The sequence below is a fragment of the Kitasatospora sp. NPDC005751 genome, assembly GCF_040630835.1.
Lineage (GTDB): Bacteria > Actinomycetota > Actinomycetes > Streptomycetales > Streptomycetaceae > Kitasatospora.
The window spans coordinates 82,295-93,775 of record NZ_JBEXYC010000026.1 but is presented as its reverse complement, the minus strand read 5'-3'; the positions used below and the strand labels follow the sequence as shown (position 1 = coordinate 93,775).

13 protein-coding genes and 4 tRNA genes are annotated in these 11,481 nt (G+C 72.7%); 12 read left to right on the top strand and 5 right to left on the bottom strand.

Annotated elements, in window-relative coordinates:
• Positions 1-2: 2 nt before the first annotated feature.
• The 4 genes from ABZ497_RS22905 (at position 3) to ABZ497_RS22890 (ending at position 395) form a co-directional block, all read left to right on the top strand.
• Positions 3-75, top strand: a tRNA-Glu gene (locus ABZ497_RS22905).
• A gap of 27 nt (positions 76-102) precedes the next feature.
• A tRNA-Glu gene (locus ABZ497_RS22900) sits at positions 103-175 on the top strand.
• Positions 176-201: 26 nt separating this feature from the next.
• Positions 202-277, top strand: a tRNA-Glu gene (locus tag ABZ497_RS22895).
• A 43-nt stretch (positions 278-320) separates the two neighbouring features.
• Positions 321-395: transfer RNA gene (locus tag ABZ497_RS22890), tRNA-Gln, on the top strand.
• Between the two features lie 126 nt (positions 396-521).
• On the opposite strand, the gene ndgR is transcribed toward ABZ497_RS22890, so the two are convergent.
• Positions 522-1,235: an IclR family transcriptional regulator NdgR gene (gene ndgR / locus ABZ497_RS22885; RefSeq protein WP_148642806.1), complete on the bottom strand. Its 714-nt coding sequence runs from the start codon at positions 1,233-1,235 to the stop codon at positions 522-524.
• A gap of 230 nt (positions 1,236-1,465) precedes the next feature.
• On the opposite strand from ndgR, the gene leuC reads away from it, so the two are divergent.
• The 4 genes from leuC (at position 1,466) to ABZ497_RS22865 (ending at position 4,865) form a co-directional block, all read left to right on the top strand.
• Complete coding sequence (leuC, locus tag ABZ497_RS22880; RefSeq protein WP_329489731.1) at positions 1,466-2,887, top strand: 3-isopropylmalate dehydratase large subunit; 1,422 nt, start codon at positions 1,466-1,468, stop codon at positions 2,885-2,887.
• Positions 2,888-2,892: 5 nt separating this feature from the next.
• Positions 2,893-3,489 (top strand): 3-isopropylmalate dehydratase small subunit, encoded by a 597-nt coding sequence (gene leuD / locus ABZ497_RS22875; RefSeq protein WP_359807886.1) that lies wholly within the window; start codon positions 2,893-2,895, stop codon positions 3,487-3,489.
• A 340-nt stretch (positions 3,490-3,829) separates the two neighbouring features.
• Complete coding sequence (locus ABZ497_RS22870) at positions 3,830-4,018, top strand: hypothetical protein (RefSeq protein ID WP_329492256.1); 189 nt, start codon at positions 3,830-3,832, stop codon at positions 4,016-4,018.
• A gap of 133 nt (positions 4,019-4,151) precedes the next feature.
• Positions 4,152-4,865: an HU family DNA-binding protein gene (locus ABZ497_RS22865; RefSeq protein WP_359807884.1), complete on the top strand. Its 714-nt coding sequence runs from the start codon at positions 4,152-4,154 to the stop codon at positions 4,863-4,865.
• 131 nt (positions 4,866-4,996) lie between these two features.
• Here ABZ497_RS22865 and ABZ497_RS22860 read toward each other — a convergent pair whose 3' ends face one another.
• The gene (locus tag ABZ497_RS22860; RefSeq protein WP_329489734.1) at positions 4,997-5,218 is read right to left on the bottom strand and encodes a hypothetical protein; all 222 of its coding nucleotides are present in this window, start codon (positions 5,216-5,218) and stop codon (positions 4,997-4,999) included.
• 101 nt (positions 5,219-5,319) lie between these two features.
• Positions 5,320-6,051 (bottom strand): 2-phospho-L-lactate guanylyltransferase, encoded by a 732-nt coding sequence (cofC, locus tag ABZ497_RS22855; RefSeq protein WP_359807882.1) that lies wholly within the window; start codon positions 6,049-6,051, stop codon positions 5,320-5,322.
• Between the two features lie 219 nt (positions 6,052-6,270).
• Here cofC and ABZ497_RS22850 point away from each other — a divergent pair, with 219 nt between their 5' ends.
• From ABZ497_RS22850 to ABZ497_RS22840, 3 genes are all read left to right on the top strand, one after another.
• Complete coding sequence (locus ABZ497_RS22850; RefSeq protein WP_352291617.1) at positions 6,271-7,101, top strand: lysophospholipid acyltransferase family protein; 831 nt, start codon at positions 6,271-6,273, stop codon at positions 7,099-7,101.
• Complete coding sequence (locus ABZ497_RS22845) at positions 7,098-8,099, top strand: NAD(P)H-dependent glycerol-3-phosphate dehydrogenase (RefSeq protein ID WP_329489737.1); 1,002 nt, start codon at positions 7,098-7,100, stop codon at positions 8,097-8,099. Before ABZ497_RS22850 ends, ABZ497_RS22845 begins: the two co-directional genes overlap by 4 nt.
• Positions 8,100-8,169: 70 nt before the next feature.
• Positions 8,170-9,312, top strand: a complete 1,143-nt coding sequence (locus ABZ497_RS22840) for a D-alanine--D-alanine ligase family protein (RefSeq protein ID WP_329489738.1) — start codon at positions 8,170-8,172, stop codon at positions 9,310-9,312.
• A 77-nt stretch (positions 9,313-9,389) separates the two neighbouring features.
• Here ABZ497_RS22840 and ABZ497_RS22835 read toward each other — a convergent pair whose 3' ends face one another.
• A complete protein-coding gene (locus tag ABZ497_RS22835) occupies positions 9,390-9,902 on the bottom strand; it encodes a DUF3515 domain-containing protein (RefSeq protein WP_359807879.1) in 513 nt (170 codons plus the stop codon).
• A 20-nt stretch (positions 9,903-9,922) separates the two neighbouring features.
• Positions 9,923-10,156 carry an Lrp/AsnC ligand binding domain-containing protein gene (locus ABZ497_RS22830; protein ID WP_329489740.1) on the bottom strand — a complete coding sequence of 78 codons (234 nt, stop codon included), beginning with the start codon at positions 10,154-10,156 and terminating at the stop codon, positions 9,923-9,925.
• A 217-nt stretch (positions 10,157-10,373) separates the two neighbouring features.
• Here ABZ497_RS22830 and ABZ497_RS22825 point away from each other — a divergent pair, with 217 nt between their 5' ends.
• Positions 10,374-11,339, top strand: coding sequence for a thiamine-phosphate kinase (locus ABZ497_RS22825; RefSeq protein ID WP_329489741.1), 966 nt, complete (start codon positions 10,374-10,376; stop codon positions 11,337-11,339).
• The last annotated feature ends 142 nt before the right edge of the window (positions 11,340-11,481 follow it).

Below are 11,481 nucleotides of genomic sequence, written 5' to 3'. Positions count from 1 at the left end.
AAGCCCCCGTTGTGTAGCGGCCTAGCACGCTGCCCTCTCACGGCAGTAGCGCCGGTTCGAATCCGGTCGGGGGTACTGATCCCGCAAGGGATCGCCTGGAAAGCCCCCGTTGTGTAGCGGCCTAGCACGCTGCCCTCTCACGGCAGTAGCGCCGGTTCGAATCCGGTCGGGGGTACTGATCCCGCAAGGGATCGCCAGGATGCCCCCGTTGTGTAGCGGCCTAGCACGCTGCCCTCTCACGGCAGTAGCGCCGGTTCGAATCCGGTCGGGGGTACCAGAGCATTAAGCCGGTGGGCTTGCCCATCGGCTGATTGCTTTGTTGGGGTATGGTGTAATTGGCAGCACGAGTGATTCTGGTTCACTTAGTCTAGGTTCGAGTCCTGGTACCCCAGCCAGAAATTAGCAAGGCCCTGGTCCGCCAGGGCCTTTTGTGTTTTCCGCCCGCATTTCCCGGGTGATTCGGAAAAGGGCCCGCGCACCTCGGTGCGCGGGCCCTTTTCGACGTCGGCGGGCAGGGGCGGTCAGCCGCGGCGCAGGGCCTCGGTGAGCCGGTTGGCGGCCTCGATGATGGCCTGGGCGTGCAGCCGGCCCGGGTGGCGGGTCAGGCGCTCGATCGGACCGGAGACGGAGACGGCGGCCACGACCCGGTTGGAGGGGCCGCGCACGGGGGCCGAGACGGACGCCACACCCGGCTCGCGCTCGCCGATCGACTGCGCCCAGCCGCGGCGCCGGACGCCGCTCAGCGCGGTCGCGGTGAACCGGGCGCCCTGGAGGCCCCGGTGGAGCCGCTCGGGCTCCTCCCAGGCGAGCAGGACCTGGGCGGCCGAGCCGGCCTTCATCGGCAGGGTGCTGCCGACCGGGACGGTGTCCCGCAGACCGGAGAGCCGCTCGGCGGCGGCGACGCAGATCCGCATCTCGCCCTGCCGGCGGTAGAGCTGTGCGCTCTCGCCGGTGACGTCGCGCAGATGGGTCAGGACCGGGCCCGCGGTGGCGAGCAGCCGGTCCTCGCCCGCCGCGGCGGAGAGTTCGGAGAGACGGGGGCCGAGGATGAACCGGCCCTGCATGTCCCTGGTGACCAGTCGGTGATGTTCGAGTGCGACGGCGAGCCGGTGGGCCGTGGGCCGCGCCAGACCGGTGGCGGCGACCAGCCCCGCCAACGTGGCGGGGCCCGACTCCAGTGCGCTCAGCACCAGAGCGGCCTTGTCGAGAACGCCGACGCCGCTAGAGTTGTCCATGCCCTAAGACTGCAGTCTCATTCCGCGAGACGCAAGTTCAATCCGGCGAGAAAAGCGCCACTCTGGATGCAGCAGCCCGGGAGACATCCAGAATGCGGCCTCAACAGAGTGTCCGCATGGTGGACACCGATCCGGCGTGCAGGTCACGCGGCGCGCCTCACAGGGCGGCGCAGGCAGTGACCCCGATGAACACGAGAAGGCCGGCAACGCGGCCGGCTGGAGGGAATCCGATGGGACGGACACTCGCAGAGAAGGTCTGGGACGACCACGTCGTCCGGCGCGCGGAGGGCGAGCCCGACCTGCTCTTCATCGACCTGCACCTGCTCCACGAGGTCACCAGCCCGCAGGCCTTCGACGGCCTCCGGCTGGCCGGGCGCACGGTCCGCCGGACCGATCTCACGATCGCGACCGAGGACCACAACACCCCGACCCTGGACATCGACAAGCCGATCGCCGACCCGGTCTCGCGGATCCAGCTGGAGACCCTGCGCCGCAACGCCGCCGAGTTCGGCGTCCGGATCCACTCGCTGGGCGACGTCGAGCAGGGCGTCGTGCACGTGGTCGGCCCGCAGCTCGGGCTGACCCAGCCGGGCACCACCGTGGTCTGCGGCGACTCCCACACCTCCACCCACGGCGCCTTCGGCGCCCTGGCGTTCGGCATCGGCACCAGCCAGGTCGAGCACGTCCTGGCCACCCAGACCCTCCCGCTGGCGCCGTTCAGGACGATGGCGATCACCGTCGAGGGCGAGCTGCCCGAGGGCGTCACGGCCAAGGACCTGATCCTGGCGATCATCACCCGGATCGGCACCGGCGGCGGCCAGGGCTACGTCCTGGAGTACCGCGGCTCGGCCATCCGCAGCCTCTCCATGGAGGCCCGGATGACCATCTGCAACATGTCCATCGAGGCGGGCGCCCGGGCCGGGATGATCGCCCCCGACCAGACCACCTTCGACTACCTGGAGGGCCGTCCGCACGCGCCGAAGGGCGAGGACTGGGACGCCGCGGTCGAGTACTGGAAGACCCTGGGTACCGACGAGGACGCGGTCTTCGACCACGAGATCTTCATCGACGCGACCCAGCTGACCCCGTTCGTCACCTGGGGCACCAACCCGGGCCAGGGCGCGCCGCTCGGCGCCCAGGTGCCGGACCCGGCCTCCTTCGCCGACCCGCAGGAGCGGATCGCCGCCGAGAACGCCCTGAAGTACATGGGCCTGGAGGCCGGCACCCCGCTGCGCGAGGTCGCGGTGGACGCCGTCTTCGTCGGCTCCTGCACCAACGGCCGGATCGAGGACCTGCGGGCCGCCGCGGCCATCCTGGACGGCCGGACCATCGCCGAGGGCGTGCGGATGCTGGTCGTCCCCGGCTCGGTGCGGGTCGCCCTGCAGGCCGTCGAGGAGGGCCTGGACAAGGTGTTCACCGCCGCCGGCGCCGAGTGGCGCCACGCGGGCTGCTCGATGTGCCTGGGCATGAACCCCGACCAGCTGGCCCCCGGCGAGCGCTGCGCGTCCACCTCGAACCGCAACTTCGAGGGCCGTCAGGGCAAGGGCGGCCGCACCCACCTGGTGTCGCCGCAGGTCGCCGCCGCGACCGCGGTGCTCGGCCGACTGGCCGCACCCGCCGATCTCCCGTCCGACGTCGCTGTGGAGGCCTGAGCAGCATGGAGAAGTTCACCACCCACACCGGTCGCGCCGTGCCGCTGCGCCGCAGCAACGTCGACACCGACCAGATCATCCCGGCCCATTGGCTCAAGAAGGTCACTCGTTCCGGTTTCGAGGACGGCCTGTTCGAGGCCTGGCGCAAGGACGAGTCGTTCGTCCTGAACCGGCCCGAGTACCAGGGCGCGACCGTCCTGCTGGCCGGCCCCGAATTCGGCACCGGCTCCTCCCGGGAGCACGCCGTCTGGGCATTGCAGAACTACGGGTTCCACGCGGTCGTCTCGTCCCGCTTCGCCGACATCTTCCGCGGTAACTCGCTGAAGAACGGCCTGCTCACGGTCGTGCTGCCGCAGGAGACGGTGGAGCGGCTCTGGGCGCTGGTGGAGGCCGATCCGACGGCCGGGATCACCGTCGACCTGGAGGCCCGCGAGGTGCGCGCCGAGGGCGTCACGGCCCCGTTCGAGCTGGACGACAATGTCCGTTGGCGGCTGCTGAACGGGCTGGACGACATCAGCATCACCCTGCAGAACGAGCCCGACATCGCGACCTTCGAACAGACCCGGCCCGCCTTCAAGCCGCGTACTCTGCCGGTCGCCTGAGCGGCTCGGGAGAACAAGCATTCTGACGTTCCACCGGATGGTCCGCCTCCCCTCGGGGGGGCGGACCATCCGCCGTTCCGGGCCCGGAGTTACCCCCCGGCGCCGGCCCCCGATTGCCGATTTGGCATTGCCGCAGAGGCCCCGCGCAAGCACAACTGCGGGTAGATGGCACAATCAGTACATGCACCGGCACCATGAACCTCCGTACGCGGGCGGCGAACCCACGTCACCGGAGTCCACGGGCCGGGGATCCGAACGCCGAATTGACGATCGGCCGGACGCCGCCACCTCACCTGCTGAGGGGCCGGACGACCCGGAAGTCGCAGCGCTCTACGCGCTTGTGGCCGAGCGGTTGAAGCAAGCTCACGCCCGCGTGCATGCGCTGAACGTGTCTGCCGATGCAAAGACCGCTCTCACCCGTCAACTCCTGATCGTCACCGAGGCCGCCAAGCGCGATCTTCCGGAGGCGGCAAGGCGGTTGAGTCGCTTTGTGCATGACCTCGACGAGGGGCGCCCGCCCGTCGCCTGAGGTCGCCGACGCGCAAATCCATTGCGACACTAGGGTGATTCGCGCGTTTGGTAATTGAAAGTCCGCAGATACATACCTAACGTGCGAAATGAACGGATGGAATCATCCGGCGCCCGTTTCCGAAGGGGAAGACGTGAACAAGGCTCAGCTTGTCGAAGCGGTGGCCGAGCAGCTGGGCGGTCGCAAGGCTGCCGCAGAGGCCGTCGACGCAGTGCTCGACACCATGGTCCGCGCCGTCGTGGCCGGTGACCGGGTGTCGGTCACCGGTTTTGGCACCTTTGAGAAGGTGGAGCGCTCCGCGCGCTTCGCCCGCAACCCGCAGACCGGCGAGAAGGTCAAGGTCAAGAAGACCTCGGTGCCCCGCTTCCGTCCCGGCCAGGGCTTCAAGGACCTGGTCAGCGGCAGCAAGAAGCTGCCGAAGGAAGGCCCCTCGGTGAAGAAGGCCCCCAAGGGCTCCCTCACCCCGGGCAAGAGCGGTGTCGCCGCGACCCCGGCCGCCAAGCGCGCCGCCACCAAGCGCGCCGCCTCGGCCGCCGCCGCGGCCCCGGCCGCCACCAAGAAGGCCGCTGCCAAGAAGACGGCGACCACGGCCGCCGCCAAGAAGACCACGGCCACCCCCGCCAAGAAGGCGACCGCGACCAAGAAGACCACGGCCGCCGCCGCCAAGAAGACCACGGCCGCCGCGACCAAGAAGACCGCTGCCGCCGCCAAGAAGACGGCGACCACGGCCGCCGCCAAGAAGACCACGGCCACCGCCAAGAAGGCGACCGCCACGGCCAAGAAGACGGCTCCCGCGAAGAAGACCGCCACCCGCAAGACCACCGCGCGCAAGACCAGCGCGAAGTAGTCCTCGGACGGCTCTCCAGGGCCGTGGCGCACCCCCTCCCGGAATTCCGGGTGGTCGGGCCGCCACGGCTCTTCGGTTTTCCGGGGTCGGTCTCGACCCCGGCGCGCGGCTGTGGAGCGGCGCGGGCCCGGTCAGGCCTCGGCGGGGTCCGGGAAGGTCTGCAGCGTCAGGAAGACCACCCGGCGGGCGTCGCCCGCGCCCTCGGTGCGGATCCGCACCCGCTGGCCGGGGCGCAGCAGCCGCAGGCCGCCGGCGTCGAAGGCGGCGGCGTCGAACGGCACCGGGGTCCCGTCGTCGAGCAGCACGGAGCCGGCCCGGGTGGCGGGGTCGAAGGTGAACGCGGTGGCCTGCATGCAAGCAGCATAGCGAGCAGCACCGACAGGCCTCGGGGGCAGCTCGTGGAGGCGGCCCGGCGTGGATGGGGAGTTGCTCCCGCGCCCGTCCGGAGCGGGGGTCAGAGGTGCTCCCGCGCCCGTCCGGAGCGGTTCGCGGCGGGGAGTCCGAGCGCCTGCGCGAGCCGGGCCGACAGGGCGCCGGTGTGCGGGCCGACGCCGAGTGCGAGCGCCGCGCCGAGGTCGGCGCCGGTGTCCACGTCCCGGCGCACCGACTCCACGTCGTCCAGCCGCAGTTCGCGGGCGCCGCCGGCCGCGTGCCGGGCCCGGGAGCCGTCGCCGAAGGCGGGTGCGAGCGGACCGCCGGGGGAGCGGGCCAGCAGCGTGGTGCCCAACCCGGGGGCGTCGGCCAGGAAGGACCGCCCGGCCGGCCGGGCCGCGGCCAGCACCCGGGCCAGTTCGGCCGGGCGCAGGGCCGGCAGGTCGGCGGAGAGCGCGGCCAGCGGGGCGTGCGGGGCGAGCGCCAGCGCGGCCGCCGCGCCGTGCGCCAGCGCGTCGTTGAGGCCGCCGCCCGGTTCGTCGCCGACGACGACCGCGCCCAGCGCGGCCAGCCGCTCGCCGGCGGCGCCGTCCCGGGTGACCACCAGGACGCGGGACACGCCCGGGGTGGCCAGCGCGGCGGTCACGGTGTCCAGGGCGAAGGAGAGCGCCAGGTCCGCGCGGTGCGGCCCGGCGAAGGGTGCCAGCCGGGTCTTCGCCAGGGCGAGCCGCTTGAGCGGCAGCACCAGCGACCAGCCTGCGGTGGGTGCGGGGGGCGCGACGGGCCCGCTGGGGCGTACGGTGTCCTGGGTCATCGGCGTCATTGTGACGCCGGTCCCGGAACCCTCGCCAGGCCGTCCGAACTGTGCGGACGTGCGTTTGGTCACGCCCGCCCGACAGGTTGGCGGGGTTGCTCGACAGCCGCTCCGCGGCCGGGCGAGACTGTTCCGCGCCCTGACCCCCGTCCGACGGGGGTCGCGGGAGGCGAGAGACTGCGGCACCCCGCGTGCCGCACCGGATGAGGAGGACCTGGGGTGGCCCGCCGCTCGTATGCCGGCTTCGGCAACGCCGATTACGGCATCTGGTACCGCTTCGCGGCCGTGCTGGTGAAGCCGGTGACGACCGCGCTGGTGAAGCCGGACTGGCGGGGCTGGGAGCACCTGCCGAAGGAGGGCGGCTTCATCGCCGCCGTCAACCACAACTCGATCATCGACCCGGTGGTCTACGCGCACTGGCAGTACAACAGCGGGCGGCCGCCGCGGATCCTCGGCAAGTCCTCGCTGTTCTCGGTCCCGTTCATCGGCTTCATGCTGCGCAAGACCGGCCAGATCCCGGTGTTCCGCGAGTCGACCGACGCCGCGCACGCGTTCCGGGCGGCTATCGACGCGGTGAACGGTGGCCAGTGCGTCCAGTTCTACCCGGAGGGCACGCTCACCCGGGACCCGGACCTGTGGCCGATGACCGGCAAGAGCGGGGTGGCCCGGGTCGCGCTGATGACCGGTGCGCCGGTGATCCCGGTGGCGCACTGGGGTGCGCACGAGATCATCCCGCCGTACGGCCGGGGCGGCTCGGGGAAGGGCCGGTTCAACCTGTTCCCGCGGCACCGGGTGACGGTGGCGGCCGGGCCGGCCGTGGACCTGAGCAAGTACCAGGGCCAGGAGCTGACCGCCCAGGTGCTCCGGGACGCGACCGAGGACATCATGCGGGCGATCACCGCCGTGCTGGCCGACATCCGCGGCGAGGAGCCGCCGGCCGAGCGCTACGACATGCGCACGGCGGCCCGGCACCGGGCGGAGGCGGCCGCCGCCGAGCGGCAGCGGGCCGCCGGCACGCGCAAGAACAGCACCGAGGAGGCCGGCAAGTGACCCGATGTGCCGTGTTCGGAACGGGTTCCTGGGGGACCGCGTTCGCGATGGTGCTGGCCGACGCGGGCTGCGAGGTCACCCTCTGGGGGCGCCGGCCGGAGCTGGTGGACGCGATCCACACCACCCACGTCAACCCCGACTACCTGCCCGGCGTCCCGCTGCCCGGGTCGGTCCGGGCCACCGTGGACCCGGCGCGGGCCCTGGCCGGCGCCGACTTCGCGGTGCTCGCGGTGCCCTCCCAGACGCTGCGCGAGAACCTCGCCGCCTGGGCCCCGCTGATCGAGCCGCAGACCGTGCTGGTGAGCCTGATGAAGGGCATCGAACTCGGCACCGCCAAGCGGATGAGCGAGGTCATCGCCGAGGTCGCGAAGGTCGGGGCGGAGCGGGTGGCCGTCGTCAGCGGCCCCAACCTGGCCCGGGAGATCGCCAACCGGCAGCCCGCCGCGAGCGTGGTGGCCTGCACCGACGAGGCGGTCGCCAAGCGGCTCCAGGCGGCCTGCCACACGCCGTACTTCCGCCCCTACACCAACACCGACGTGATCGGCTGCGAGCTGGGCGGCGCGGTGAAGAACGTGATCGGCCTGGCGGTCGGCATGGCGGACGGCATGGGCCTCGGCGACAACACCAAGGCCACGCTGATCACCCGGGGCCTGGCCGAGACGACCCGGCTGGGGCTGGCGCTCGGCGCCGACGCGTACACCTTCGCCGGGCTCGCCGGGATGGGCGACCTGGTGGCGACCTGCTCCTCGCCGCTCTCCCGCAACCACACCTTCGGCACCAACCTCGGCCGCGGGATGTCGCTGGCCGAGACCATCGCGGCCACCCGGCAGACCGCGGAGGGCGTCAAGTCCTGCGAGTCCGTGCTCGACCTGGCCCGGCGCAGCGGCGTCGACATGCCGATCGTCGAGGCCGTGGTGGACGTGGTGCACAACGGGCGCCCCACCCAGGAGGCGCTGCGGGCGCTGATGTCGCGCTCGGCCAAGGCCGAGCGGCACTGACCGCGCGACGCCGGGCGACCGGGGCGGTTGACGTCCCGGAAACGGCTCGCACGGTAGTCTCACACCCGATATGAGCATCGAACAGACCCCCCCGAATCCGTCCGCGAAGCCGCGCGTAGCGCTCGTCTTCGGTGGCCGCAGCTCCGAGCACGCCATCTCGGTGTCCACCGCGGGCAGCGTGCTCAGGGCGATCGACCGCGAGAAGTACGACGTGCTGCCCATCGGCATCACCCACGAGGGCCGCTGGGCGCTGGTCAGCGACGATCCGGCCCGGATGGCCATCACCGACGGCCGGCTGCCGGACGTCGCCCAGGTCGCCGAGGCCGTCGACGGCCAGGTCGTGCTGCCGGTCAGCCCGGACAGCCGCGAGGTGGTCTGGAGCGAGCCGGGGGCGGTGCCGAAGGCGCTCGGCGAGGTCGACGTGGTCTTCCCGCTGCTGCACGGCCCCTGGGGCGAGGACGGCACCCTCCAGGGCCTGCTGGAGCTGTCCGGAGTGCCGTACGTCGGCAACGGCGTGCTCTCCAGCGCGGTGGGCATGGACAAGGAGTTCACCAAGCGGGTGCTGGCCTCGCACGGCCTGGGCGTCGGCTCGTACACCATCGTCCGGCCGCGGGAGTGGGAGAGCGAGGCCGGCCGCGCCGCCGTCCGCGAGCGGGTCGGGGAACTCGGTCTGCCGGTGTTCGTGAAGCCCTGCCGGGCCGGCTCCAGCATCGGCATCACCAAGGTCAAGGACCTCGCCGGGCTGGACGCCGCGATCGAGGAGGCCCGCCGGCACGACCCCAAGCTGATCATCGAGGCCGGGGTGTCCGGGCGCGAGATCGAGTGCGGGGTGCTGGAGTTCGAGGACGGCCCGCGCGCCAGCGTCCCGGCCGAGGTCCTGGTCGGCGGCGACTACGAGTTCTACGACTTCGAGGCCAAGTACATCGACTCCTCCGAGGTGCGCATCCCGGCCGAACTCGGTGCGGCCGAGCTCGCCGAGATCCGCCGTCAGGCGGTCGCCGCGTTCGAGGCGCTCGGCTGCGAGGGCCTGGCCCGGGTGGACTTCTTCCTGCTGGACGACGGCAGCTGGATGATCAACGAGGTCAACACCATGCCCGGCTTCACCCCGATCTCGGCCTACCCGAAGATGTGGGAGGCCAGCGGGCTGTCGTACCCGGAGCTGATCGACCGGCTGCTCCAGGCGGCGCTGCGCCGCCCGACCGGGCTGCGCTAGCCGCCCGGGCACCCGCCGCACACCCGCGAAGGGCGGTCCGGGAGCTCCCGGACCGCCCTTCCCGTGCTCTCCGGCCGCTACGGGATGTTGGCCTTCACCACGCCGTTCAGGGCGGAGACCGGGTCGAGCGGATTACTGAAGGCCCCGCCGGGGACGGTCACCTCGACGTACGCCCGGCGCATCGTGGTGATGAACCGGTATCCGCCGTCGTCGAGCTTCTGCGCCCACCAGGTGACGTCGTCGATGGTGGGGGAGAGGTCCTTGGCGTGCTCGCCGTTCAGCGCCTCCGGCCGGTCCACCCCGCAGCGCAGCACGGTGCGCGGCGAGCTGGCCCAGGCGGCCACGTACGGGGAGCCGGGCGACGGGTCCTTGCGGGCGTGGCCGAGCACCTCCTGGGGCAGCGCCGCGGCCAGGTCCCGGCAGTAGCCGGCGGCCCTCCCGGTCGGCTCCGGCACCTCGATCGCCGCGGGCGCGCCCCAGCTGCCGAGCAGCCCCACGACGGTGCAGCTCAGCGCCAGCGGCAGGGCCAGCCACCGGACGGGGGCCGGCAGCGCGGTCAGGAAGCGGGGGACGCGGAGTTCTCGGGCCACCTGCCGATGGTAGCCGGGGCCTACAGGTGGACCACCGGACAGGTGAGGGTGCGGGTGATGCCCTCCACCTGCTGGACCTTGGCCACGACCAGGCGGCCGAGGTCGTCCACCGTCTCGGCCTCGGCCCGCACGATCACGTCGTACGGTCCGGTGACGTCCTCGGCCTGGAGGACACCGGGGATCTCGGAGATGGACCGGGCCACGGCGGTGGCCTTGCCGACCTCGGTCTGGATCAGGATGTATGCCTGTACCACGGGGGGACCTCCCGGCGGCTGGGAACGGGGATCGGCGCCGTGATCGCCCGCTCGGGCGTTCGGGGGTGGGGAACGGACTCACCGGCATTCCGATCACCACGCTACCGCGCAGCGGGCCGGGGAGGGGAGACTTCTGCACCCCCGGAGGGCGTACGCTGCGCGCGGGGGAGCGGGGGGCACCAGTTCCGATTCGGATGGAAACGCGAGAGGACGGCAGATGCAGGGGACCGTGGGCGAGCTCGGCGAGTTCGGACTCATCAGGGAGCTGACGGCCCGGGTACCGCTCACCGACGCGGTCGACCTCGGTCCGGGCGACGACGCCGCGGTGGTGAAGACGCCGGACGGCCGGGTGGTCGCCACCATGGACGTGCTGATCGAGAACCGGCACTTCCGCCGGGACTGGTCGACCGCCTACGACGTGGGCCGCAAGGCCGCCGCCCAGAACCTCGCCGACGTGGCCGCGATGGGCGCGGTGCCGACGGCGATCCTGCTCGGCCTGGTCACCCCCGCCGATCTGCCGACCACCTGGGCCACCGAGCTGATGGACGGGCTGCGCGACGAGTGCCAGGTGGCCGGTGCCACGGTGGTCGGCGGCGACGTGGTGCGCGGCGACGTCATCACCCTCGCCATCACGGCGCTCGGGGATCTCCAGGGGCGCGCACCGGTGACGCGCGCCGGGGCTCAGGTGGGCGACGTGGTCGCCGTCACCGGCTGGCTCGGCTGGTCCGCCGCCGGGCTGACCGTGCTGCAGCGCGGGTTCCGCTCGCCGCGCGCCTTCGTCGAGGCGCACCGCCGGCCCGAGCCGCCGTACCACGCGGGCCCGGCCGGCGCCGAGTTGGGCGCCACCGCGATGGTCGACGTGAGCGACGGGCTGGTGGCCGACCTCGGCCACGTCGCCCGGGCCAGCGCGGTGGACATCGACCTGCGGGCCGCCGACTTCGACGTCCCGGCGCAGATGGCCGATATCGGGCAGGCCGTCGGGGTGGACCCGCTGGTCTGGGTGCTCTCCGGCGGCGAGGACCACGCGATCGTGGCGACCTTCCCGCGCGGGGTCCAACTGCCCGCCCGCTGGCGGGTGGTGGGCGAGGTGACCGGCCGGGCCCGGCCGTCCCGCGGTGGCCGGGTGACGGTGGACGGCGAGCCCTGGGACCGGGTCGGCGGCTGGGACCACTTCGCGGAATGAGCGGAGTGAGCGCGGCGTCGGTCGGCGGGTGGCCGCTGGCGGCCGCGGGCCGGCGCGGGCGCGCGCATCGGCCCGGACGCGCGGGGCGCCCCGGCGAGCGGCGCGCGGGCCCGCGCCGGGGGACGGCGTAGGCTTGCGCTGA